Source organism: Bryocella sp. (assembly GCF_058498515.1).
This window is the reverse complement of record NZ_JBMHYI010000070.1, coordinates 227,686-250,384: the sequence shown is the minus strand read 5'-3', so window position 1 is coordinate 250,384 and position 22,699 is coordinate 227,686. Positions and strand designations below refer to the sequence as shown.

Sequence of the window (22,699 nt, the reverse complement as noted above, 5' to 3'; positions counted from 1 at the left end):
CATGCCCACTACAAGCCCGGCCCTCGTCTTCAGAAACGTCATCCCGCTACGTCGTCCCTTCCGCATTCACCGCAATCGCAGCTACCAGTGCCTCGCGCAGGGCCTGCTTCGCCTCGTCCGACAGCGGAGCTCCACTGCGCGTGAGGTAGAAGACGTCAATCGCCATCTCGCCCTCGGTGTCGATCAGCGCGACCTCCACGTTATACCCAAGATCGCTCAGCGTCTGGCTGATCGCCCGCAGAAGCCCCGGGACATCCTGCGCGATCACCTGCATCAATGTGCTCTGCGACGGCATGGCATCGTGGAACTCGACAGCCGTCACCACGGGTACGCGCGGAGCCCTGCGGCGGCCTCGCCCCCGCGCCCGCAGCATCGTCTCCCGCGCCACGGGATCGTCGATCAACTTCCGCAGGCTGTCGACAAAGCGCTCCCGCTCGGCAGGATTCAACGCCAGCGTCCGAAAGCTGTCCGTGAACCGGAAGCTGTCCACGACCACGCCCGCAGCATTCGCAAACGCATCCGCCGTCACCACGTTCATGCCCCACGCCGCCAGCGCCGCCGCAATGCCCGCGAACAACCTCGGTCGGTCGCGCGTCACCAGCGTGACCTCGCTGATCGGGTCGCCGTGATGGAACTCCAGCGGCAGCGGCTCCTTATCAAAATGCTGCGTCAGCGCGAAATGCCGGATGATCTCCCCCGGCGTACGCGTCTGCAGGTAGCGCTCGGGAAAGCCCTCCAGGTACGCCACAACCGCTGGCCGGTTCAGGCTCGCCATGCCCAGCACCGCTGCCACGCGGTCCTCGCTGGTCTTCCAGACCGCTCCCCCCGCCGTGTGCACGCGAACCTCATCCACCGTACGATCCAGCTGATTCGCCGCCCGCATCTCCAGCCGCCACAGGTTCTCGGCCTTCCATGGCGTAATCGCATCCGGATGCACCGCCGAGATATCCGCATAGGTGAACAGCGTCAGCATCCGCAGCAACTCATGCGTCTGCACCTTCGCCGCGAAGATCCGCACCGTCTCGGCGTCGAAGATATCGCGGCGCAGCGCCGCCGACATCTCCAGATGCACCTCGATCAGTCGCCGCACCAGCCCACCGTCATGGCTGTCCAGCTCCAGCCGCTGCAGCACGCCATCGGTCATGCGCGCGCTCTCCAGCGCATGGTTGTCACCCGCGCGGCCTTTGCCCGTGTCATGCATCAGCGCCGCGAGATACAGCAGCGCCGGTGCATGCAGCTCGCGCAGCATCTGCCGGAACTTCACCCGCCAGTCCGGAGCTCCCGGCCCCGGATCGTCCGCCAGCCCATGCAGCGTATCGATCAGCACAAATGTGTGCTCATCCACCGTGTAGCGGTGATACGCATCGCGGATCACTAGCGCGTCGATGCCGTGGAACTCCGGCAGGATCAGCTCCAGCAGGCCCAGCGCATGCATCGCGCGCAACGCCTCGCCCGCATACCGCCCCACCAGGATCGCCCCCAGCCGCTTCCACAGGTCCGCGCCCTCTTCCAGCTCCATCGAGAGCATCGGAATCGCATCGCTGATGCGCTCCTCGCTCTCCCAGTTCAGCCGCATTCCGCTCGCAGCGACCGCCCCGAACGCCGCCAGCACCATAGGAGGACTCTCTGCCGGATCGCCGCTGGCCGTGGGCTTGTCGAGCTCGATCTGCCCCTTGCCCACCTTGAAGCCTTCGCCACCCTTGGGCTTGATCTTCTTCGTCGGCTTCTCATCCAGCCGTAGCCCCGAAGCCTCGATCTCCCGCTCCAGCCGCCGTTGAATCAGCCGCGCATGACGAAAGTACGCCCGCATCCAGTACGCCGTGTCCACCGAGTGCGGCCGCCCCAGCCCGACGCCCACCTCCGCAGCCGCATCCTGCGCCCGCCAGTCCAGCGTGTTGTCGTCGCGATGATGCCGGTAGTGCAGAAAACACCGCACCGCCGCCAGGAAAGTCACGCCCTCCGTCAGCTCATCGTTCTCGGCGCCGTTCCAGCCCGAGCCCGCACGCAGCTTCGCCAGCCAGTGGCACACATTCGCATCGCGCAGGCCACCCAGGCAGTCCTTGATGTTCGGTTCCAGGTGAAACAGCGTGTTGCCGAACTTCGCATGCCGCTCCCGCGTCAGCCGCATCAGTTCCGCGCCGATCGTCTTCGCTTCCTTCGCCCATCGCCGCGCGTCGGTACGCTGCTCCAGCTTCTCGATCATCGCCGGATCGCCGCCCAGCGCACGCAGGTCCAGCAACGACAGCGTGAACTCCGGGTTGGTCGCCTCGAACTTCTCGCAATCGCCCGGCTGCCGAGTCGCCAGCGCAGCCTCCAGCCCGCAGTCCCACAGTCCTTGCGACACCCGCCGAATGGGGTCTTTGGCCCGCGTCAGCTGGCCCTTCTCCACGCAGATCAGCAGATCGATGTCCGAGCAGGGATACAGATTGCTGCGGCCATAGCCGCCCGTCGCGAACAGCGCAATTCCTTTGGCTAACTGCGGGTCGGCCTCAACTTCCTTGGCCCACAACCGCAGCACAATCTCATCCACCAGCACCGTGCGTTCGCGAGTGCACGCCAGCCCATCGCCGCCCGCCTCAAAGCTGCGCCGGATCTCGCCCATGCGCCTGTCGTACTCTGCGCGCAGGCCCTCCGCAGCAGGTTCCCGCGGGTCGCGACCCCGGTTGGCTTCCACGTCCGTCGCCGTGCCTCCTCGTCGCTTGAAATGCTGCTAGCCCTGATGCGCCTGAGTCTCACCGGAGCACCCCCAGCCTTCGGAGGCGCTGCGGTCTTCGGTGTAGTAGCCGCCTTTGGAGTAGCAGCGGGCTTCAGCCCGCGGTCCCCTCTTGCCAACAGATGTGGCCTTTAGGCCCGGCCACTCCACCTACAGCGCGATTTCGCCGCGCTCGTCATTCCGAATCCGGATCGCCTCATCGATCTTCGAGACAAAGATCTTGCCATCCCCAATGCGCCCCGTCCGAGCCGCATTGATGATCGTGTCTACGACCTTATCCTTCATCTCGTCCGAAACCACCAGCTCGAACTTCACCTTGGGCAGCAGATCCACCGCGTACTCCCGCCCGCGGTAGAACTCCGTGTGACCCTTCTGTCGGCCGTGGCCGCGAGCCTCGAAGATCGTCATGCCTGCCACGCCGGCCTCGACCAGCGCGTCCTTCACCGCTTCCATCTTCGAGGGCTGAACTATCGCCTCAATCTTCGTCATCGCACTCTCGCTTCTCTCTGGGCCCTTCGCCCTGATCCCTTGGCCCTGTCTCTAAGCCGCGTCGAAGTCGTACCCTTCCTCGCCATGCTGAGTCAGGTCAAGACCTTCGCGCTCTTCGTCTTCGCTCACGCGCAGCCCGATCAGCTTATCAACAACGAAGAGGATAACGAGTGTACCCACAATCGAGATGCCCCACGCCAGTGCCACACCGATCAACTGGTTCACCACCTGGCCATGATTCCCCTCGAAGAAACCCGTAGCCTTGCCCGCGCCAAAGATCGGGTTAATCCCCGACTGCGCGAACAGCCCCGTCAGGATCGCTCCCAGCGTCCCACCTGCACCGTGGACACCAAACGCGTCCAGCGAGTCGTCGTATCCAAAGATGTTCTTCACCTTCACGACCATGAAGAAGCAGAACACTCCCGCCGCCAGTCCGATCCAGATCGCTCCCATCGGCGTCACGAAACCCGAAGCCGGGGTAATCGCCACCAGGCCAGCCACCGAGCCCGAGACTCCACCCAGCGCAGAAGGCTTGCCGTTGCGAACCCACTCCGCCGCCAGCCAGCCGATAGCCGCCGCCGCCGCGCCCATGTGCGTCGCAACGAACGCCGAGGTCGCCAGCGATCCCGCCGCCAGTGCCGAACCCGCGTTGAACCCAAACCAGCCAACCCACAGCAGGCACGCGCCGATAAAGCTCAGCACCACCGAGTGCGGCGGCATCGGCTTCTGCGGATACCCCAGCCGCTTGCCCAGGTACAGCGCCGTCACCAGCGCGCTCACGCCCGAAGTCACATGCACCACCGTGCCGCCCGCAAAGTCCAGGCAAGGCACCTTGCCGCCCAACGAAGCATTCAGGAACCCGCCAAAGCCCCACACCATGTGCGCCATCGGCGAGTACACGATGATCGACCACAGCACCAGGAACACCAGCATCGCCGAGAACTTCATCCGCTCCGCAAACGCGCCCGTAATCAGCGCCGGCGTGATGATGGCGAACATCATCTGGTAGACCATGAACGTCTGCCCGGGGATCGTCGGCGCATAGTCGTGGATCGGAGTCAGCGGCACGCCATGCAGGAAGACATACTGGAAGCCTCCGATGAACGCATTCCCCTCGCCAAAGGCCAGCGAGTAGCTCATCAGCGCCCACAGGATCGTGATCACGGCCATCATCGCGAAGGTCTGCATCATCGTTGCGAGGATGTTCTTCTTCCGCACCAGGCCGCCATAGAACAGCGCCAGGCCCGGGCCGCTCATCATCAGCACCAGCGCCGCGGAGACCAGCATCCACGCGTTATCGCCATTCGAAATCGCGCTGGCAGGGTCGATCGTCAGATGCGACGACGGGGCCTGTCCCAGCGCCGTTCCGGTAACAGCCAGTGCCGCAAGGCCCAGCGCCGCGCGCGCCGTACAGCCCGTCATCAACCTTTTCCCCATCCTGCCCATCGTTCCAATCCCCTTCGCGATTCCAGTCAACAAACAGCGGCAACAAACTAAGGACAACAAGGAAAGTCACGTCGGCGGTTGCGCCCCGTGGGCACACGCTCATTTTGTATAGACCTCTCCCGAAACCGCCACACGGCCCGGTTCGATCCTCTCGATGTCAACCAGTTGCGTTTACTGTACATCAACACTTCGCCCCGCCCCAACCGCCACGCGGAGACGTGTACGGCACTTCAGCCGCGCTACGTGAAGAGCTCCCCAGTAACTTCACGCTCTCTCGCTGACGGCTCCGCGGAAATCGTCGCGTCCTCGTCAGCTCTGCGACGCCGTGCAGGCTCGCCCAGAACAACTCCGCCGACACGTCAGCTCTTGTGCCGTCCCCCGGAAACATCTCCAGTAGCTGTGCAAAGGCGAATCGCAGCTCCGCCGGCGTGCCCGCATCATCGAACGGCACACTCAGGCCGAGCGAGAACATCGCCTCGTACAGCGCCGGGGAAGACGCCGCAAACTCCAGGTAGGCCATCGCAACGGATTCAACCGCACTTCCGCTCCTCACCCGCTTCCGGGCTTTCTCCAGGGCCACACCCAGCTCCTGAAAGCCCTCGATCGCCACCGCCGCGACAATGCCTTCACGGCTGCCGAAGTGCGAATACAGGACGGGTTGGCTATACGAAATCTCGTCGGACAGCCGCCGCACCGTAACGCTCGGCCAGCCTTCCAACTCCGCAATCCGCCGTGCCGCCTCGAGAATCTGCGCCCGCCGGGCCTCCCGGTCCCGCAGCTTTCGCTCCGCGATCCGGTTTCTTGCCGTTGGACTCCCTGCCCCCGCCTCGTCCTCCACCACCGCCTGCCTGCGTGCCATTCCCATCACCTTCGATAGAAAGTATAGCGCTGCTATTTTTTGCGGCCGAAACTGAATCCCACACGTCCGAGCGACATCAATACTAGCGTTGCTATATTTTCTATCACTGGAGAACATCATGCCGAACGCCGTCCCCCTCATTCTCGCCGCCCTCATCGCCGCCGGAGTCCTCTTCATCGGCTCCTCCTACCTCATCGCCCCGCAGACCATCTCACGCTCCTTCGGCCTCAAGCCGCCCGCGCAGGACGCCGATACTCTCGCCTGGCTGCGCCTCAAGGGCATCCGCGACGTCGCCTCCGGCCTCGTCGTGCTCACCCTCATGCTGACCTCGGACAAGCGCAACCTGGGCCTCGTCTTTCTCGCCTTCGCCATCATCCCCTTCGGAGATATGTCGATCGTCCTTGGCTCCGGCGGCTCGAAGTCGGCCGCCTTTACCATCCACGGCCTCACCTGCGCTGTCATGCTGCTAGTCGGCATCCTCCTCCTTCACTCCGCTTGAGAGTAAAAAGGTCTCGCGACAGCCTCGTCTCCCCCGCGATACCCTCATCCGCATGGCCGAAGAACTCCAACACACCCGCTGGTCCGACGTCCCCGTCGAGACCCTGAATCCCCTGCTTCAGCGCCAGTTCGTCACCGGCTCCCAGGGCATGCTCTCCCGCCTCGAGCTCAAGAAAGGCTGCCTCGTTCCGCGCCACTCCCACCCCAACGAGCAGATCTCCTGGATCGAGACAGGAGCGCTCAAGTTCCTGCTCGGCGACGAGTCCAATCCCGCCGAGCACATCGTCCGCGCTGGCGACATCCTCGTCATCCCCGGCAACCTTCCCCACTCCGCCGAAGCCCTCGAAGACACCATCGACTACGACATCTTCGCCCCACCCCGGCAGGACTGGATCAACAAGGACGACAGCTACCTGCGCCAGGCCGCCGACAGGTCCGAATTTCGGCTAGATCCGTCGTAACGCATTGTCTGACAACCGCATCTAAGCCGCTAGACGTGTACCAAGACCTTCCACATTATTCCGGTCCAGACAGGTAAGCGACGTCTTAGGATTGCTGTAACAATGGAGGCACGTCGACCGGCCTGGCGGCCCTGTGCCGTCGCAACTACCCCGCCAATAACCCGGCCCCGGCCTGCCGTACCCGCCGAGGACCCCCTGGAGCGCTTTATGAGCACAATCAAGATCGGCAACCGGCTGCTTGGTGACAACCAGCCCTGCTACATCATCGCCGAGATCGGAATCAACCATAACGGCGACATCGACCTCGCCAAGCGCCTCATCTCCGTGGCCGTAGCCGCCGGCTGCGACGCGGTGAAGTTCCAGAAGCGGACCGTCGACGTGGTCTACACCGCAGCCGAACTCGCCACCCCGCGCCCGAACCCTTTCGGCACGACCAACGGCGACCTCAAGCGCGGCCTCGAGTTCCACGAAGAAGACTTTGCCGAGATCGATTCCTTCTGTAAGCAGCTCAAAATCGACTGGTTCGTCTCCCCCTGGGACGAGGCCTCCGTCGACTTCATCCAGATGTTCAATCCCCCGGTCTACAAGGTCGCCTCGGCCTCGCTCACCGATGACAACCTGCTCCGCCACATCCGCAAGACCGGCAAGCCCATCATCGCGTCGACCGGCATGAGCACCTACGAAGAGATCGACCACGCCGTCAGCGTCCTCGGCAAGGAAGATCTCGTCCTCATGCACACCACCTCGACCTACCCGGCCAAGTACGAGCAGCTCAACCTGCGCGCCATCCCCACCATGGCCGAACGCTACGGCATCCCCGTCGGCTACTCCGGGCATGAGACCGGCATTCCCACCTCGGTAGCCGCCGCCGTCCTCGGTGCCTGCTGTGTGGAGCGCCATATCACCATGGACCGCGCCATGTGGGGCTCGGACCAGGCCGCCTCGCTCGAACCCAACGGCATCAGCCGCCTCGTACGCGACATCCGCCTCTGCGAGCAGTCCATGGGCGACGGCATCAAGCGCGTCTACGAGGAAGAGATTCCCGTCATGAAGAAGCTCCGCCGCGTCGGCGCCCACGTCTAGGCGGCGGACGAAGACGAACTCGAAACCCGCAGCTCCGAACTCGAAACTCGATCGGAATATCTTTGAACAAACGCCCGGCCCAAAAGCCGGGCGTTTGCGTTAAGAATCCACCGCCCGAAACGGTCCAATCATCCTCGGCGAGACGTCCACGCCCAAGCTATCCGGCAGGAAGGCTTGGCGCGGAACATAGCCGCAGGAGGCACAGTCGTTGACACGTTCGAGGCACGGCCTTTCGCAGACTCCAGCACGTACACTCTTCCCAGACCATGGCTCCCACCCCGACACAGACCCGCGCCGCCCGCCGTCTTCGCGAACACCTACAGACCCTTCAGGCCGTCGCCTTCGACGTCGATGGCGTCCTCACCGACGGCACCCTCATGTGGTCACCCTCCGGCGAAGAATACAAGACCTTCTGCTTCGCCGACATCATGGGCATCAGCCTCCTCCGGCGCATCGGCCTCAAGCTCGCCCTCATCAGCGGCGAGGACACGCCCCACATCGACCGCTACGCCCAAAAGATGCACATCCCCTTCATCGTCAAGGGCACCCGCGACAAGGCCGCCGCCGTCCGCCAGCTCGGCGTCCAGTTCCACATCCCGCTGGAGAACATCTGCTTCTTCGGCGACGACATCAACGACCTCTTCGCGATGGAGGTCTGCGGCCTCTGCGCCTGCCCGTCAACCGCCGCAACCCAGGTGCTCGAGTACGTCAGCGACCGCGGCTTCACCTCCACCAAGCCCGGTGGCAACGGCGCCGTGCGGGAACTCTCCGACGCCATCCTCGCCGCCCGCCAGCTCGACGCCCGCGACGTCTTCCAGATGCGCGCTCCCGAGTAAGCCATTCGTTGCGTGACACCCCACACACGCCCTCCCCGCACGCGGCGATACACTAACATCTCGATGCCGTCTTCCCAACCAGCCCCGTCCCTGCAGGAGCGTCTCGACGAGATCACCGCGAACACCCGCGGCCTCGTGCAGCCGGAGCGTCTCGCCATCGCCGATCAGGCGGTAGCCGAGCTCTTTGCCTCAGGCATCGAGGATCGCGTCCTAGCGCCGGGTACCAAAGCACCGCCCTTCGCCTTGAAGGACACCCGCGAGCGGACCGTAAGCAGCGACGATCTGCTGGCCCTCGGCCCGCTGGTGATCAAGTTCTTCCGTGGCCGCTGGTGCCCCTACTGCATGACCGAACTGGAGACCTGGGAGCAGCTCTATCCTGTTCTGCGTGCACGCAATACCCTGCTGGTCGCCATCTCGCCCCAGGTGCCTCGCCAGAATTCCTTCACCACCGAGCGCCACAACCTCACCTTCCCCCTGCTCAGCGACCCCGGCGCAGCCATCGCCACCGCCTACGGCGTCGCCTACACCGTTCCCGTGGAAATGCAGCGCCACTACCGCTCCATCCTGGTCAACGTCCCCTTCCTCAATGGCGACGAGAGCTGGAAGCTCCCCGTGCCAGCCACGCTGGTCATCGCCCGCTCCGGCGAGGTCATCTTCTCCGAGTCCCACGCCGATCATCGCGTCCGTCCCGACCCGCAGACCGTGCTCGACGCCCTGGATCGCGCCCTGTAACAGCCCATTGAAGCCTCAAGATGGGCGACTCCGTCGATCCTGTCCCCGTCTATTCTGATAACGATGAGTGACCTCAACCTCGGGCCGCCAGAACAGCCCAGCAGCGCCAAGTACTTCGTCTATGCCGGGATTGCCATCGCCGCGATCGTGGCTGCGGTCGTGTGGTTCAACCCGCACCATGTCTCTGAGCTCTCCGTCGAGCACACCGACCTCTTCGCTCCCCACACGGTCAGCAAGACTCCCCGCGGTTCTGCCGGAGCGATGCATGTGATCGGCGAGACCGAGACGGCTGAGGACAACCTCTACGTCGTCGCCACGGTGCGCTTCAAAGACACACTCCGCATTCCACTCGACCCCATGGGCGCCAGCGCCACGATGATCACCAACGACAACCAGAGCGCCGATGGAAACCTCATCGCCCTACGCGACCTCCCGCGGCTCACGGAGATCTTCCCCAACCTCGGACAGCTCACGCAGCATCCTCTCTCACTCGAGCGTCTGGAGCCCGGCGAAACCCGCGAAGGCACGATGGTGCTGCTCTTCCCCGGCCTCACCGAAAAGGACTGGAAGACGAAGAAGTCCGCAACCCTCACCATCCGCCTGGCCAAGCAGAATCCACAGACCGTCCCCCTGCCCTAGCTTCTTTTACCAACACAGACAGAAGAGCCGCGCAACCAGCGCGGCTCTTCTGTTCTGCTCTTATGCTCTTCCACTATTCAGCTGTTCTGTTCTGCTGTTCTGCTGTTCTGCTGTTCTGCTCTTCTGCTGCCCCTAAGGAACCTGGATCGGCGTAGGTGAACCCTTCGGCGTGCTCAGGTAGCCCGAAACCTCGTTCTTGCTCACGTTGTTCACGACGATCTCATACAGTGCCGGCGACTTGCCGGAGTAGAACTGGATGGGCTCGTCGAGGTTCTTATCCTTCTTCTCGATCTCATGATCGTCCGAGCCCACCGCCAGGGTGAACTTCGAGCGCTTGGGGTCGACCTTCTTCAGCGCAACCTTGATCGTGCCGACATTCGCCGCCGGCTGTCCCTTGTGGAGCGTGAACTCGTAGTAGTTGCGTTCGCCGCGGCGGCGCAGCTCCTGGAGCTCATCGTGGTTGGTCGCGATCAGGCCGCTCATCATGCCCATATCGCCCCGCACGCTGGTCAGCTGCGTCTTGGTCGCAGCCAGATCGGCCTGAGTGCTCGCCACGTCAGTCTTCACGCCACCGACGTCGGTCTTCACGCTGGCGACATCCGTCTGCACCGCGCCCACCTGCTGGGCGGTGGCAGCTTCCTGCTGCTTGAGAGCCGCAGTCTCAGCGGCTGTGCGGTTCGCCGTCCTCTGCGCCGCAACCAACTCTGTGGAGCGCTCCTCCAACTGCTTCTGCGTCAGGCCAACGCTCTGACCGAGGGCCTCACCCTGCGCCTTCAGGCGCTCATTGGTGTCCTCGATCTTGTCCGCCAGCGCAGTGTTCTGCTGGTTCGCCGCGGCCAGGTTCTTCTCAGCCTGCGTCAGGTGGTTCTGCAGTCCGAGTGCCCAGGCCAGCGAGCCCAGGGCAGCGATCAGTGCAGCCACAGCCACCCCAACAAGCCATGCAGGCGCCTTCGGTTGCACAACATACTCGTGATCGGTTTCGCTCATGCGCTCTCCTTGTTTGCCAGCTGAAGTCAGGTCGTGCGATGTTCGCGAACCTGACCCGGCATGAGGGTATGGACGCGTCTCGCGAGGATTAGGATGCTAGTGAGATGGAAACAGAAAGTGCAGTTCGCTTCGACGTAATCGTAATTGGTGCGGGGCTCATTGGTCTCTCGGTAGCATTAGAGTTGCAAACACGCGGAGCCCAAGTTCTTGTCCTCGAACGGGATCGGGCCTTCGAGAAAGCCAGCGCCGCAGCCGCAGGCATGCTGGCCGTAGTTGACGTCCACAATCCCCCTCCGCTTCATCCCCTCTCCCGCTACAGCCAGTCTCTTTACCCCGACTTCCTGGAGCGCCTGCTCGCGCTCTCTGGACAGGAAGTCCCCTTCCAGACCTCGACCACGGTGCACTACCTCGATGAAGGCGGCGTGGAGCGCCTGAGCGAGGGTTCCGTCGATCCGGGCGAGCTCGGCGCGGCGCTGAAAGCAGCCGTACGCGCAGCGAACGTCACCGTGCGCGAGAACACCGAGTTCGTCGATCTCGCAGATGGGCCGCATGGCAAAGAAGCAGTGCTGCGATCCGGCGAGCGCATCGCCGCGAAGAGCTTCGTCTTCGCCACCGGTCCGTGGGGCATCCCGGAGCCTCTACGCTCGCGAGAAAACCTCATCGCATCTGACGCTATCAAGCCGCTCAAAGGCCAGATGCTGCGTGTCGGTCTTCCTCCCGCACTCGCAGGTCTCACCGAGGTCCATCGCCGCGGCGCCTGCTACGCCGTGCCTCGCACCCATGGCCCACAAGCCGGCTCCGCCATCATCGGAACGACCGCGGAAGACGCTGGCTTCGACGACAGCGTGGATCCAGCAACCATCGCCAAAATGCGCGCCGACGTTGCGACCCTCGTACCGGACTTCGCCGACGAGCAGGCAGCTCCCGAGATCGAATCCTGGGCGGGCATTCGGCCCATGACTCCCGATGGACTTCCGATCCTCGCCGCGTCCTCCCTGCCCGATGTCTTCTTCGCGCTCGGCCATGGGCGCAACGGAATCCAGCTGGCACCGGCAACGGCCATGGTGCTGGCCGATCTCGTCCAGCACAAGCAGCCCGCGCTCGACATTACAGCCTTCTCTCCGTTGCGTTTTCATGCAATTCCAGAGGTTGCAGTTCACTCTTAGGAAGCGGCCCGCACAGCCCCGCCGATATTCGCTCAACTGTCGTGACAACCGCGCAAACCCCAGCCGATAATCCAAGCTGCTGCGGATCACCGCACGGAGTATGCATATGGCTGGTACGACAGGGGCTCCGAAGGGCCTCCAGGACGTGGTCGCGAACGAGTCTTCGATCTGCTTCATCGACGGCGGGCGTGGCATCCTCTCCTATCGCGGCATCGACATTCATGAACTCGCGGAAAAGTCCTCCTTTGAGGAGATCACGTACCTGCTGTGGAACGGCGCCCTGCCCACCGCTGCAGAGCTGAACGACTTCACCCACCAGCTCGCCGCCGCGCGCCACATCCCTGACGACGTCATCACCTTCCTCGAGAGCGTGCCCAAGACCGCCTCGCCCATGGAGGTGCTGCGCACCACCGTCTCGCTGCTTGGCATCTACGATCCCGACGAGAAGTCGAACCTGCACACCGCGAACATCCGCAAGAGCTTCCGCCTCACCGCAAAGATCGCGATGATCGTGGCGATGTTCGATCGCATCCGCAAGGGCAAGGCACTCATCAAGCCGGACACCTCGCTCTCGCACGCCGGCAACTTCCTCTGGATGCTCAACGGCGAGAAGCCCTCCGAGACCGCAACCAAGGCCCTCGATGTCGCACTCATCCTGCACGCCGATCACGAGCTGAACGCCAGCACCTTCGCGGCTCGTGTCATTGCCGCCACGCTCAGCGACATGCACTCGGCCATCACCGGCGCCATCGGCGCCCTCAAGGGACCGCTGCACGGCGGCGCCAACGAGGCCGTGATGCACTTGCTCTATGAGATCGACAAGGCCGGCGAAGATCCTGTCGAGCACGTCCGCAAGATGCTCGCCGAAAAGCAGAAGATCTCCGGCTTCGGCCATCGCGTCTACACCACCGAAGACCCGCGCGCCACGCACCTCCGCAAGATGAGCGAGGATCTCGGCCGCGACGCGAACCCCAAGTGGTACGAGATGTCCCGCGCCATCGAGCTCTTCGTCAAGGAAGAGAAGAAGCTCAACGCCAACGTCGACTTCTACTCCGCCTCGACCTACACCACGCTCGGCATCGATATCGACCTCTTCACGCCCATCTTCGCGATCAGCCGCATCTCCGGCTGGTGCGCACACGTCATCGAGCAGCACGACGACAACCGCCTCATCCGTCCACGCGCCGACTACACCGGCCCCGCGTGGCCCGCGCCCTACACCCCCATCGAACACCGCACCAGTACGGCACACACGCTCGAGACCAAGCCCAGCGCCTGATGCTACGGTCAGTCGCCGTAGTAGTGCAGCCGTACTCTAGCTACCCAGTTCTGGAAGACGGAGTCCAGATCATCGAGCCCTTGCGCGGAAGTGAGGCTCGTGGGCATCTGATGGACGAAGAACTCCGTCGACCCGACATCAAAGACCCCGCCAGAGATCCCGGGCTCTTTGAAGATCATCATCGGGACGCGGCTTGCGAAAAGGATTCCTGCCTCAAGCTGGTTCCACGCCGTGGGGAAGCAGCTTGAGGACGTGACGACCTTTTCTCTGGGGCTTCCGCGGCGAGCCGTACCGCGACTACACCTAAACTGTTCAAAGCCAAGGACAATACCACCGGAGCAATGGCGCACCATCCGTAGTACCTCTTTGAGGGGCACGTCGTTGGGATAGTCGCTACGGCCTAGCGCACGCCATTCGAGCTTGTAGCGATCGACCAGCGTCTGAATGATCTCTGCACTCTTCGTCTGTTCGGGGCTGAGATTATCAGGGCTCGGAGCTGAAACAAATACGGGAATGCGCATCCGGCTAGGGCTCATAGGTTCCCGATAATACGCCACTCCAATTCATCCGATCTCAAAAACGCAGATACACCCCAAGCACAGGCTCCGCCGTCTTCGTGAACGCTCCCGTCGAGCTGAACGCCGTCGCCAGCTGCGGAGCCTTGTACACGTTGCCGCGATACTGCCCGCGAATCCCGATGTGTGGCAGAACCGCATAGTCGAGGCCCGCACCATAGACGAACACCGCCTGTGTCGTCGATCCGGTTCCACTCTGCGATCCAGACGGCGAGTTGAACATGAGCCCGCCACCCGCCAGCACAAATGGCCGCATGTTGAGAAGATGCGCCGAGACGAGATAGTCCGCGGTCACCTCATGCGCATTCGCCGGCACATACTGCGTCACCGTCTGATTGCCGCAGACGAGACCGCACACCGACGCACTCTTCGTGTACGTCTGGTCGTTGTGGTTGAACGAGTACGACAGCTCATAGCCCACAAGCGGGTTAGAAATGTGCCGCAGCTCCACCAGCACACCGGCCGCATTCGACGGGCTTTGCTGCGTCCCATTGCCGCTGGTCGATCCGCCAAACGAACCGTACAGGCTGGCAGCAATATCGGTCTGGGCATGCGCCACAATCGCGGCGCAGAGTAGTGTGAGAACGGCGAGGGCTCGGTGGGGGGACATAGCTCTCCTCTTTTGCCGATTAGACACTGCAGCGCTGCAAAGGTTGTGTGCCGTGCGCGGGCAAGGTATCCCGGTCTACAACGTCTTCCAGCGCCAAAACTCCAGGTCCTGGCGCACCCGCCTCCGGGCCAGTCATAGGCACCACCGACGCAAGCGGTCTTCTACAATCAAGGTATGGCAAGGCTCTTCCCGTTTCGCGCGCTTCGTTACGACTCCAACCGTATTCCGCACATGGCTGACGTGGTCACTCAGCCCTATGACAAGATCTCGCCCGAGATGCAGGACCGCTACTACGCGGCCAGCCCCTACAACCTCATCCGCGTCATCCTGGGCAAGAAGCTCGAGGGCGATACCGAGGGTGGCGAGAACGTCTACACGCGCGCCGCCGCCACGCTGAAGCAGTGGCGCAGCGAAGGCATCCTGAAGCAGGAAGACGAGCCCGCGCTCTACGGCTATGCGCAGACGTACGAGGTCCCTGGCCGCCCCGGAGAGGTTCGCGAGCGCCGCGGCTTCATCGCCCTCGCTCAGCTGCATGACTACGACGCCAAGGTCGTCTATCGCCACGAGCAGACCTTTCCTAAGCACAAGTCCGATCGCCTCGCACTCTTCAAGGCCACGCGCGCTTACTGCGAGCAGATCTACATGCTCTATTCCGACCCCACCTTCACCGCGGAAAGAGCGATCTTCGACGACAGCAATGGCCACGTACGCAAGGCCGACCTCGAGATCAAGGATGAGTATGGCGTTCATCACCGCGTGTGGAAACTCACCGACCCGGCGCTGATCCAGCGTGTGCTCGCCGCCATGCAGGACAAGGAACTCATCATCGCGGACGGCCATCATCGCTATGAGACATCCGTCGGCTACATGCACGAGCGCGCCAGAGAGCTTGGAATCGACGAGAACGCCGAGCCCAAGACCGACAAGGGCCTGCCCGCTCCCGCCTTCCCCGAGCAGGCGATGATGATGACCTTCGTCAACATGGCTGCTCCCGGCATCACGATCCTCCCCACGCACCGCGTCGTCTTCGGTCTCAAGGGATTCCATCCCGACCACTTCTTCGCGCAGGCGCATGAGTACTTCACGGTGACGCCGATCCAGAACGCCGCGTCCAAAGGCCCAAGCGAAGAAGCCACCCTGCTCAACAAGCTGCGCACCGCCGACGGCGTCGCCTTTATCGCCGTGACCAGGCAAGGCGCCGCGCTGCTGAAGCCGAAGACCGACACTGTGGCTCCGCTGCTCGATGGGCTGTCACCCCGCCAGCAGCAGCTCGACGTCGCGCAGCTCCACAAGGTCGTGCTGGAGAAGCTCCTCGGCCTCGACGAGACCGCGGTCCGTGCAGGCGACAACGTCCGCTACCTGCGCGAAGCCAGCGAGGCCATCGAGCAGGTGCGCAGCGGCAAAGCCGACGTCGCGTTCCTCATCAAGCCCGTCTCCCTCGCGCAGATGCGCGACATCTCCCTCAACCTCGAAGTGATGCCGCAGAAGTCCACCGACTTCTATCCCAAGCTGCTCTCCGGCCTCGCCATGTACACCCTCGACTAGGAACCACCATGCAGCGCATCGACCTCGACGCGAACGCGACCACACCTCTGCTCCCCGAGGTGTTCGAGGCGATGCGCCCGTACTTCCTGGAGTCGCACGGCAACCCCAGCAGCGCGCATGCGGCAGGCCAGCGCACGCGCGCGGCGGTGGATCGTGCCCGCCAGCAGGTCGCCAAGCTGCTGCACTGCGCGGCCAAAGAGATCATCTTCACCTCAGGGGGCACCGAGTCGGACAACCTCGCCCTACGCGGCGTGCTCGACTCCTACCTCGACCGCCGTCTCGACGCGCACCTCGTTACCACGCAGATCGAGCACCACGCTGTGCTCTATGCCGCCGAAGCCTTGCATCGCCGCCGCATTGGACTCACCTGCGTTGCTCCCACGCAGGATGGCGTCATCGATCCCGCGGCCTTCGAGGCAGCGCTCACACCCAAGACCGTCATGGTCTCCATCATGCTCGCCAACAACGAGACCGGAGCGATCCAGCCCGTCGGGAAACTCGCCCGCCTCGCCAAGCAGTACAACCCCGCGATCATCCTCCACACCGACGCAGTGCAGGCTGCAGGCAAGCTCCCGCTCGACCTGGCCGGCGAGTTCAAGAACGTCGACCTGCTCTCGCTCTCCGGCCACAAGATATACGCGCCGCAAGGCACCGGCGTCCTCTTCGTGCGCGAGGGCCTGTACGTCGCTCCGCTCTTCCACGGTGGACCACACGAGCGTCAGCGCCGCGCCGGCACAGAGAATGTCGCGGGCATCGTCGGGCTCGGCAAGGCCGCGGAGCTCGCCCTCGACTGGATCAGTGACGCATCTCGCCTCGCCCATCTCACCTCTCTCCGAGACCGTCTCGAGCAGGGCTTGCTCGCCGCAATCCCCGGCGCCGTGGTCAACGCCAGCGAAGCTCCACGCGTGCCGAACACGACCAACCTGCGCTTCCCTGGCATCGATGCGGAGTCGTTGCTCATCGCTCTCGATCTGGCCGGCATCAACGCCAGCTTCGGTGCGGCCTGCCAGTCAGGCGCCACCGAGCCCTCGCACGTCCTGCTGGCCATGGGCCTCAGCGACGCGGAAGCGCGTAGCAGCCTGCGCTTCTCGCTCTCGCGCCACACCACGCCCGACGAGATCGACCGCGCGCTGCAGATCATCCCGGCCGCCGTGCATCGCCAGCGCAGTCTCTCACCCGCACTCACCCGCTAACGCGAAGCGCTACCAGCCGCAGGCGCTGGCACGAAGTGCTAACGCGAAGCGCTGCTCCCCGCTATACTGTCCCCCATGCCGCGCACTTCCGCCACCGCTCCACGAATCCCCGCCCCACGACTTCCTGCTCCGCGCCTTATCGTCCGTTCCTCGAAAATCCATGCCGCCGGCTGCTACACGCTGGATCCGATCAAGAAGGGCAGCCTCGTGCTCGAGTACAACGGGCCGCGCATCTCCAAGCGGCTCGCCGACGAACGCTATGCCGAGCGCGTCGTGACCTACCTCTTCGGCGTCGCGGGCACGAACGAAGTCATCGACGGCTTCGGCACGGCCATGTTCGTCAACCACTCCTGCGACCCCAACTGCGAGACCGACGAGCTGAAGGGGCGCATCTTCATCCGCGCCATTCGCGACATCGAGCCCGGCGAGGAGCTGTTGTACGAGTACAACCTCTACGACTCCGAAGATGATGACGCCAACTGCTACTGCGGCGCTCCCCAGTGCCGCGGAACCATGTTCTCCGACTGGGAGTTGCAGCGCCGAGCTCGCGCGGCAAAGAGAAAAGCAGCCGCGAAGAAACGTTAAGCAGCTTCTGCGCAAGATCCCCGTTGTCAGGGCGGGACTTCAGTCCCGCCATAAGCGTAGTCATAGCAACATGGCTTTAGCCGCTGAGGGACGACTCAGATCTTGATCTGACTTTCTTGAGAAGCTCTATTCAGTCGCAAAAACGCGAGATCTCAGTGGCAAGAACGGTAGGTCTCAGCGGCGAGAACATTAGGCCCCAGCGGCACGAACGGCAGGTCACGGCTTCAGCCGTGACACAAAGCGCCCGAAATAGGGCGGCTTTAGCCGCTGAGGGACTCACGCCAACGTCCCATAATCCAAAACACGCGAGCCCGGCAATAAGCCGGGCTCACTTTCTTTCGTCAGTCGATCTACTTCGCTCTAGTAGTGACGGTAGTAGTGCGAGTGATGGTAGTAGTGGTGCCGATAGTAGTGATGATGATGGTAGCGAGGGCCAACGCGCACCACCACCTGGGCGTCCGCCGGCTTGGCGAACGGCACAAGCAGCATAAGCCCAGTAACAACACCCAAGAGAATCTTCGTCATAGTGTATCTCCCTGGCTCGCGATTGGCGCAGCCAAATCGTTTCGCTGACCATGGGACGGCAATCCTCTCCTACGCGTTGTCGCAGCAGGAACGGACATTTTCGCACTCCCGAAGGTTGCCCCGGCGCGCCGAATTATCGTCCTGGATTCCCGCTCGACTTACTCCTCGCGAAAGCGCTTCTCTCCCGCGCGAATCTCCACCTGCAGCTTGTTCTGCTCCGGAGGCAGCGGGCACGTCGCGAAATTCGTGTACGCGCACGGAGGATTCTGCAGCTGGTTGAAGTCCAGCGTCACCTCACCCGGCTTATCCAGCCCTTGCGACGGCAGCGCCGTATATAGGAAGCGCGAAGCTCCGTATGTTGTCGTCCTGCTGGTCAGGTCTCGGAGGATAAAGAACAGCTTCTTCCCTTGGCCGACAGATTCGACCACCGGCTCCAGCCGCAGCGTCTTGCCGTTGAGCACAAACTCCGCCGCGCCGGGTATCTTCTCGTGCAACGTCGTTCCAATCACCGTCGCAATCGCCACATCATGCTCTGGCTGATACGGAATCCACTTCGCCTGCACCCTGAATGATGGGTCGGGCGCGTACCAGTTCAAGCCGCGGAAGTTCACCCGCTCGGGAGCATTCGCGTCCTTGATGCGCAGGCCGAGCTGCTCGCCCCGCGGGATGACGATCACCGTGTACGTACCGAACTGCAGCTTCGCATTCAGCGATAGCGGTCCTGCCACAGGCGGCTTGCCATCGATCACAAATGCCGCCGGAAAGCCTCCCTTCGGAGCCTGCAGGGTCAACGACGCATCCGGAGCCTTTCCCCTCTCTTCGAGGAACGCAAGGTGCTCAGGCGCCCCCTTCGGCAGGTGCACCGAGTTATCCGCCGCCGAACCCACGGTGTTCCCTCCCACCGCCAGCCACTCCAGCCCCACGAGCGATAGCCAGCCCTCCGGGGCCTGCAAGCCCCTCGCGCGATCTGCACGCCACTGCTCCTGGCTCGCCACATACGTCGCCTTGTCGTCCGCTCCAGCAGCCGCCAGCGCGGAGCTCGCGATCGCAAACGCCCCTGCCAGCGCCACCCCGCGCATTCCCCACTTCATACGCACTACCTTCTTCGAGACCATCGTTTTCGCTCCCTCTCGTTTTCCTGCATGTTCCAAAAACAAAACGGCCCGCCTCAAGTTATGCCTGAAGCGGGCCGTTCTCAGAAACCTGGCTATCCTAAAGCCCTAACATCGCGCAGGTCGTCGAGAAGCTGTGCCGCACTTCGCACACTCCAGACAACAAAACAAAATGGCGCGGATCGTCATGCGGCCAGTATATCGAGATCCCGCCCCGAGGCAAGGCCCCTCCAGCGCGCCGCGACCACAATCCCCACACCCCCTGGCGCTAGAATGAACCTTGCCGATGGCTGGATATCAGGTTCTCGCTCGTAAATATCGCCCGCTCCGCTTCTCCGACGTCGTCGGTCAGGATCACGTCACGCGCACGCTCCTCAATGCGCTCTCGCAGGGCCGCATAGCACACGGCTACATCTTCTCCGGCCATCGCGGCATCGGCAAGACGACCATCGCGCGCATCCTGGCCTCTGCGCTCAACTGCCGCAACGAAATCGGCAGCGCCATTCGCCCCACGCCCGAGCCCTGCCTCGCCTGCGAGAGCTGCCTCGAGATCCGCCAGGGCAATGCCGTCGACGTTATCGAGATCGACGCCGCCACCAACCGTGGCATCGACGAGATCCGCGAACTGCGCGACGCCGCCCGCTACGCTCCCTCGCGCGACCGCTTCAAGATCATCATCCTCGACGAGGCGCACCAAATCACCGATGCCGCCTTCAACGCCCTCCTGAAGACCCTCGAAGAGCCGCCCGAGCACATCGTCTTCATGATGGCGACCACCGAGCCCGAGAACATCCCGCAGACCATTCGCTCGCGCTGCCAGCACTTCAGCTTTCACGCCGTCAAGCTCGACGACATCATCGGCCAGCTGCGTGGCATCTCCACCGCCGAGAACATCGACGCCTCCGACGCCACGCTCGCCCTGCTCGCCGAAGCCGGCGACGGCTCCATGCGTGACGCGCTGTCCATCATGGACCAGGCCATCGCCTCCGCACCTTTGGTCGAAGGCCGCCCCGTCCTCGAAGTCGAGCAGGTCCGCGAGCTCATGGGCTCCGTCTCGAACGTCGTCTACGAGCAGGTCCTCGAGGCCGTCCGCGAGAACAGCTCCGCCGACGTCATCGCCATCATCGCGCGCCTCCTCGACGCCGGCAACGGCCCCTCGCAGATCGCTCGCCAGTTCGTCCGCTTCTTGCGCAACTGCGTCGTCGCCAAGATTACCGGCCTCGCTCCTGACGCCGAGGCCACAGGCGCCGCCGCCGACCTGCTGCAGATCTCCAGCGAAGAGCGCGCCCGCTGCGCCCGCTCGGCCACGCTCTTCAGCGAAGAAGACCTCTCGCGCTTCCTCGGCATCATGCTTCGCACCTTCGACGAGCTCGGCTACCGCCAGGAACAGCGCTTCCACCTCGAGCTCGGCCTCCTGAAGCTCGTCCACGTCCAGCGCCTCATCCCGGTCGAAGACCTGCTCGCCCAGCTCGGCGCTCCAGCACCCTCTGGAATCACTGCTGCTCCCGCGACCGGGCGCGCGAACAGCGCAGTCGTCACCGCCGCAACCACCAGCGCGCCGCGTACCTCGTCGCCAACTTCAGCATCCTCAACACCCGTCCGTCCCGCCGCTCCCTCGCCCTTCGACGCCGACCGCAACCGCAAGGTGCCGCTGGGTTCCGCAGCACCTTCGACAACGCCGGTCGCAGAGACAGCGGGATCACTCGCCCTGGCCGGCAAGCAGGAACCGCCGGTCGCGCAGGAGACACACGCCTCCCGCCCGCACCTCGTCGCGACGCCGCCCCCAGTAGCCATCACAGCAACCCCCATCGTGGCCACTCCGATCATGGCCGAGCCCGTCGAAGCCCAGCCCGTCGAAGCCCAACCGATCATTGCCGAGCCCATCACCACCGCCCCAATCACCGCTCCCGCAGAGACCACCGGCGGCGCGGACCTCGAGGGCCTGCAGCACGCCATGGGCTCCGCCCTCGCCGCCGCCAAAGGACAGGAGTCCGCCTCGCACCAGATCGAAGACGCCACCTTCGCGCTCAACGGCGACAACGTCGAGATCCAGACCGGCGTCTCGAAGGCCATGCTCCCCCTCATGTTCAACGCCGACGCCGACAAGCTCCTGAAGTCGGTGATGCGCGAGCGCGGCCTCGGCTCGCACAAGCTCAAGCTCCTGCCCGGCACTGCCCCTGCCTCCGGCAAGCCGAAGAAGCCCCGCGCCGCCGCGGCCGGCAGCGTGGAAGACCTCGCCGCCAAACATCCCATCGTGCAGAAGGCGCAGCAGCTCTTCTCCGCCGAAATCATCCGGGTCGACGACCTGCGCAAGGAGTAGAGCCATGGACATCAACAACCTCGGAGCCCTGCTCAGCAACGCCATGTCCAAGCGCGAGGAGATGCTCGCCGCCATGGACAAGCTCGAAGTCGAGGCCGAATCCGGCGGCGGCCTCGTCCAGGTCCGCATGAACGGCCACAAGCAGCTGACCAAGCTCACCCTCGCCCCCGCCGCCCTCACCGCCGCCGGAAGCGACCTCACCATGCTCGAGGACCTCATCGTCGCCGCCGTCAACGAGGCCGGCCGCAAGGTCATGGGCGCCACCGAAGCTGCCAGCCGCAACATGCTCGGCGACCTCGGCTTCCCGGGCCTCTAGACCCCCGATGACCACACGCTTCGCACCTCCGCTCGCGCGCCTCATCGAGGAACTCCGCAAGCTTCCCGGCGTAGGCACGAAGACCGCACAGCGTTATGCCTTCCACATCCTCCGCTCGGCGGACGGCGACGCAAGTGCCCTCGCCGACTCCATTCGCGAGCTGCGCGCGGCACTGCACCTCTGCTCCATCTGCAACAACATCACCGACGTCGATCCCTGCAGCTACTGCACCTCGCCCACCCGCGACCAGCGCGTCATCTGCGTGCTCGAAGAGCCCACCAACATCGCCGCCATCGAGAAGACCCGCAGCTACAACGGCGTCTACCACGTGCTGCACGGCACCCTCTCGCCGGTCAACGGCATCGGCCCCGACCAGCTGCGTCTCGGCAACCTCTGGCCCCGGCTCGCCGCGCTCACCGAGTCCGCCCACGATGACTCTCAGCCCGCAGCCGAGTTGATCCTGGCCACATCCCCCACCGTCGAAGGCGAAGCCACCGCCCGCTACATCGCCGACGAAGCCCACAAGCGCACACCGGCCGTCCGCATCACGAGAATCGCAACCGGCGTCCCGGCGGGCTCCGACATCGAGTACGCCGACGAAGTCACCATGACCCGTGCCCTCGAAAACCGCCGCGGCATCTGACCGTCTCGATCCCGACCAACGCGAGGGCCACGCGAAGCAGTGAAACGGTGCGAAGCACCCGCCCCACGCGCAGTGGGCCCGTCCGGC

Annotated in this window: 23 protein-coding genes; 14 read left to right on the top strand and 9 right to left on the bottom strand. The window is 63.9% G+C overall.

Translation table 11 applies throughout. From position 1 onward, the window contains the following. Positions 1-46: 46 nt before the first annotated feature. From AC5E6W_RS21275 to AC5E6W_RS21260, 4 genes are all read right to left on the bottom strand, one after another. A complete protein-coding gene (locus AC5E6W_RS21275) occupies positions 47-2,674 on the bottom strand; it encodes a [protein-PII] uridylyltransferase family protein (protein WP_491754352.1) in 2,628 nt (875 codons plus the stop codon). Between the two features lie 189 nt (positions 2,675-2,863). After that, complete coding sequence (locus tag AC5E6W_RS21270) at positions 2,864-3,202, bottom strand: P-II family nitrogen regulator (RefSeq protein WP_491754351.1); 339 nt, start codon at positions 3,200-3,202, stop codon at positions 2,864-2,866. A 51-nt stretch (positions 3,203-3,253) separates the two neighbouring features. Continuing rightward, positions 3,254-4,639, bottom strand: a complete 1,386-nt coding sequence (locus tag AC5E6W_RS21265) for an ammonium transporter (RefSeq protein ID WP_491754350.1) — start codon at positions 4,637-4,639, stop codon at positions 3,254-3,256. A 190-nt stretch (positions 4,640-4,829) separates the two neighbouring features. Continuing rightward, positions 4,830-5,507, bottom strand: coding sequence for a TetR/AcrR family transcriptional regulator (locus AC5E6W_RS21260; RefSeq protein ID WP_491754349.1), 678 nt, complete (start codon positions 5,505-5,507; stop codon positions 4,830-4,832). A gap of 118 nt (positions 5,508-5,625) precedes the next feature. Between AC5E6W_RS21260 and AC5E6W_RS21255 the strand changes: the two genes are divergently transcribed. From AC5E6W_RS21255 to AC5E6W_RS21230, 6 genes are all read left to right on the top strand, one after another. Further along, positions 5,626-6,006, top strand: a complete 381-nt coding sequence (locus tag AC5E6W_RS21255) for a DUF4267 domain-containing protein (RefSeq protein ID WP_491754348.1) — start codon at positions 5,626-5,628, stop codon at positions 6,004-6,006. A gap of 52 nt (positions 6,007-6,058) precedes the next feature. Further along, the gene (locus AC5E6W_RS21250; protein WP_491754347.1) at positions 6,059-6,466 is read left to right on the top strand and encodes a cupin domain-containing protein; all 408 of its coding nucleotides are present in this window, start codon (positions 6,059-6,061) and stop codon (positions 6,464-6,466) included. Positions 6,467-6,673: 207 nt separating this feature from the next. Further along, complete coding sequence (locus AC5E6W_RS21245) at positions 6,674-7,549, top strand: N-acetylneuraminate synthase family protein (protein WP_491754346.1); 876 nt, start codon at positions 6,674-6,676, stop codon at positions 7,547-7,549. 266 nt (positions 7,550-7,815) lie between these two features. Continuing rightward, the gene (locus tag AC5E6W_RS21240) at positions 7,816-8,385 is read left to right on the top strand and encodes a KdsC family phosphatase (protein ID WP_491754345.1); all 570 of its coding nucleotides are present in this window, start codon (positions 7,816-7,818) and stop codon (positions 8,383-8,385) included. Positions 8,386-8,448: 63 nt separating this feature from the next. Beyond that, positions 8,449-9,117: a peroxiredoxin-like family protein gene (locus tag AC5E6W_RS21235; RefSeq protein WP_491754344.1), complete on the top strand. Its 669-nt coding sequence runs from the start codon at positions 8,449-8,451 to the stop codon at positions 9,115-9,117. 63 nt (positions 9,118-9,180) lie between these two features. After that, entirely contained in the window at positions 9,181-9,756 is a 576-nt protein-coding gene (locus AC5E6W_RS21230; RefSeq protein ID WP_491754343.1) for a hypothetical protein, read from the top strand. Positions 9,757-9,888: 132 nt separating this feature from the next. On the opposite strand, the gene AC5E6W_RS21225 is transcribed toward AC5E6W_RS21230, so the two are convergent. After that, a complete protein-coding gene (locus tag AC5E6W_RS21225; protein ID WP_491754342.1) occupies positions 9,889-10,743 on the bottom strand; it encodes a hypothetical protein in 855 nt (284 codons plus the stop codon). 104 nt (positions 10,744-10,847) lie between these two features. On the opposite strand from AC5E6W_RS21225, the gene AC5E6W_RS21220 reads away from it, so the two are divergent. Continuing rightward, entirely contained in the window at positions 10,848-11,909 is a 1,062-nt protein-coding gene (locus AC5E6W_RS21220; protein ID WP_491754341.1) for an NAD(P)/FAD-dependent oxidoreductase, read from the top strand. A 106-nt stretch (positions 11,910-12,015) separates the two neighbouring features. After that, positions 12,016-13,188, top strand: a complete 1,173-nt coding sequence (locus AC5E6W_RS21215) for a citrate synthase (protein ID WP_491754340.1) — start codon at positions 12,016-12,018, stop codon at positions 13,186-13,188. An 8-nt stretch (positions 13,189-13,196) separates the two neighbouring features. On the opposite strand, the gene AC5E6W_RS21210 is transcribed toward AC5E6W_RS21215, so the two are convergent. Further along, positions 13,197-13,709, bottom strand: a complete 513-nt coding sequence (locus AC5E6W_RS21210) for a hypothetical protein (protein WP_491754339.1) — start codon at positions 13,707-13,709, stop codon at positions 13,197-13,199. A 52-nt stretch (positions 13,710-13,761) separates the two neighbouring features. Continuing rightward, the gene (locus AC5E6W_RS21205; protein WP_491754338.1) at positions 13,762-14,373 is read right to left on the bottom strand and encodes an outer membrane beta-barrel protein; all 612 of its coding nucleotides are present in this window, start codon (positions 14,371-14,373) and stop codon (positions 13,762-13,764) included. Positions 14,374-14,547: 174 nt separating this feature from the next. Here AC5E6W_RS21205 and AC5E6W_RS21200 point away from each other — a divergent pair, with 174 nt between their 5' ends. The 3 genes from AC5E6W_RS21200 (at position 14,548) to AC5E6W_RS21190 (ending at position 17,696) form a co-directional block, all read left to right on the top strand. Continuing rightward, the gene (locus AC5E6W_RS21200) at positions 14,548-15,918 is read left to right on the top strand and encodes a DUF1015 domain-containing protein (RefSeq protein ID WP_491754337.1); all 1,371 of its coding nucleotides are present in this window, start codon (positions 14,548-14,550) and stop codon (positions 15,916-15,918) included. Between the two features lie 8 nt (positions 15,919-15,926). After that, positions 15,927-17,111, top strand: coding sequence for a cysteine desulfurase family protein (locus AC5E6W_RS21195; protein WP_491754336.1), 1,185 nt, complete (start codon positions 15,927-15,929; stop codon positions 17,109-17,111). A 75-nt stretch (positions 17,112-17,186) separates the two neighbouring features. After that, on the top strand, positions 17,187-17,696 hold the full coding sequence (locus AC5E6W_RS21190; RefSeq protein WP_491754335.1) for an SET domain-containing protein: 510 nt from the start codon (positions 17,187-17,189) through the stop codon (positions 17,694-17,696). A gap of 360 nt (positions 17,697-18,056) precedes the next feature. Here AC5E6W_RS21190 and AC5E6W_RS21185 read toward each other — a convergent pair whose 3' ends face one another. Continuing rightward, the gene (locus tag AC5E6W_RS21185; RefSeq protein WP_491754334.1) at positions 18,057-18,221 is read right to left on the bottom strand and encodes a hypothetical protein; all 165 of its coding nucleotides are present in this window, start codon (positions 18,219-18,221) and stop codon (positions 18,057-18,059) included. Between the two features lie 158 nt (positions 18,222-18,379). After that, on the bottom strand, positions 18,380-19,336 hold the full coding sequence (locus AC5E6W_RS21180) for a DUF1684 domain-containing protein (protein ID WP_491754333.1): 957 nt from the start codon (positions 19,334-19,336) through the stop codon (positions 18,380-18,382). A gap of 283 nt (positions 19,337-19,619) precedes the next feature. On the opposite strand from AC5E6W_RS21180, the gene dnaX reads away from it, so the two are divergent. The 3 genes from dnaX to recR are packed head-to-tail and all read left to right on the top strand — an operon-like array spanning position 19,620 to position 22,612. Next, positions 19,620-21,653: a DNA polymerase III subunit gamma/tau gene (gene dnaX, locus AC5E6W_RS21175; protein WP_491754332.1), complete on the top strand. Its 2,034-nt coding sequence runs from the start codon at positions 19,620-19,622 to the stop codon at positions 21,651-21,653. 4 nt (positions 21,654-21,657) lie between these two features. Beyond that, complete coding sequence (locus AC5E6W_RS21170; protein WP_491754331.1) at positions 21,658-21,969, top strand: YbaB/EbfC family nucleoid-associated protein; 312 nt, start codon at positions 21,658-21,660, stop codon at positions 21,967-21,969. Positions 21,970-21,976: 7 nt separating this feature from the next. Next, positions 21,977-22,612 carry a recombination mediator RecR gene (gene recR / locus AC5E6W_RS21165; RefSeq protein WP_491754330.1) on the top strand — a complete coding sequence of 212 codons (636 nt, stop codon included), beginning with the start codon at positions 21,977-21,979 and terminating at the stop codon, positions 22,610-22,612. Positions 22,613-22,699 lie beyond the last annotated feature (87 nt).

Bases quoted from the DNA above. Each gene is read 5' to 3' on its own strand.
- AC5E6W_RS21270 (WP_491754351.1), bottom strand. From the start codon at position 3,202: ATGACGAAGATTGAGGCGATAGTTCAGCCCTCGAAGATGGAAGCGGTG.
- AC5E6W_RS21265 (WP_491754350.1), bottom strand. From the start codon at position 4,639: ATGGGGAAAAGGTTGATGACGGGCTGTACGGCGCGCGCGGCGCTGGGC.
- AC5E6W_RS21260 (WP_491754349.1), bottom strand. From the start codon at position 5,507: ATGGCACGCAGGCAGGCGGTGGTGGAGGACGAGGCGGGGGCAGGGAGT.
- AC5E6W_RS21255 (WP_491754348.1), top strand. From the start codon at position 5,626: ATGCCGAACGCCGTCCCCCTCATTCTCGCCGCCCTCATCGCCGCCGGA.
- AC5E6W_RS21250 (WP_491754347.1), top strand. From the start codon at position 6,059: ATGGCCGAAGAACTCCAACACACCCGCTGGTCCGACGTCCCCGTCGAG.
- AC5E6W_RS21245 (WP_491754346.1), top strand. From the start codon at position 6,674: ATGAGCACAATCAAGATCGGCAACCGGCTGCTTGGTGACAACCAGCCC.
- AC5E6W_RS21240 (WP_491754345.1), top strand. From the start codon at position 7,816: ATGGCTCCCACCCCGACACAGACCCGCGCCGCCCGCCGTCTTCGCGAA.
- AC5E6W_RS21235 (WP_491754344.1), top strand. From the start codon at position 8,449: ATGCCGTCTTCCCAACCAGCCCCGTCCCTGCAGGAGCGTCTCGACGAG.
- AC5E6W_RS21230 (WP_491754343.1), top strand. From the start codon at position 9,181: ATGAGTGACCTCAACCTCGGGCCGCCAGAACAGCCCAGCAGCGCCAAG.
- AC5E6W_RS21225 (WP_491754342.1), bottom strand. From the start codon at position 10,743: ATGAGCGAAACCGATCACGAGTATGTTGTGCAACCGAAGGCGCCTGCA.
- AC5E6W_RS21220 (WP_491754341.1), top strand. From the start codon at position 10,848: ATGGAAACAGAAAGTGCAGTTCGCTTCGACGTAATCGTAATTGGTGCG.
- AC5E6W_RS21215 (WP_491754340.1), top strand. From the start codon at position 12,016: ATGGCTGGTACGACAGGGGCTCCGAAGGGCCTCCAGGACGTGGTCGCG.
- AC5E6W_RS21210 (WP_491754339.1), bottom strand. From the start codon at position 13,709: ATGCGCATTCCCGTATTTGTTTCAGCTCCGAGCCCTGATAATCTCAGC.
- AC5E6W_RS21205 (WP_491754338.1), bottom strand. From the start codon at position 14,373: ATGTCCCCCCACCGAGCCCTCGCCGTTCTCACACTACTCTGCGCCGCG.
- AC5E6W_RS21200 (WP_491754337.1), top strand. From the start codon at position 14,548: ATGGCAAGGCTCTTCCCGTTTCGCGCGCTTCGTTACGACTCCAACCGT.
- AC5E6W_RS21195 (WP_491754336.1), top strand. From the start codon at position 15,927: ATGCAGCGCATCGACCTCGACGCGAACGCGACCACACCTCTGCTCCCC.
- AC5E6W_RS21190 (WP_491754335.1), top strand. From the start codon at position 17,187: ATGCCGCGCACTTCCGCCACCGCTCCACGAATCCCCGCCCCACGACTT.
- AC5E6W_RS21185 (WP_491754334.1), bottom strand. From the start codon at position 18,221: ATGACGAAGATTCTCTTGGGTGTTGTTACTGGGCTTATGCTGCTTGTG.
- AC5E6W_RS21180 (WP_491754333.1), bottom strand. From the start codon at position 19,336: ATGGTCTCGAAGAAGGTAGTGCGTATGAAGTGGGGAATGCGCGGGGTG.
- dnaX (WP_491754332.1), top strand. From the start codon at position 19,620: ATGGCTGGATATCAGGTTCTCGCTCGTAAATATCGCCCGCTCCGCTTC.
- AC5E6W_RS21170 (WP_491754331.1), top strand. From the start codon at position 21,658: ATGGACATCAACAACCTCGGAGCCCTGCTCAGCAACGCCATGTCCAAG.
- recR (WP_491754330.1), top strand. From the start codon at position 21,977: ATGACCACACGCTTCGCACCTCCGCTCGCGCGCCTCATCGAGGAACTC.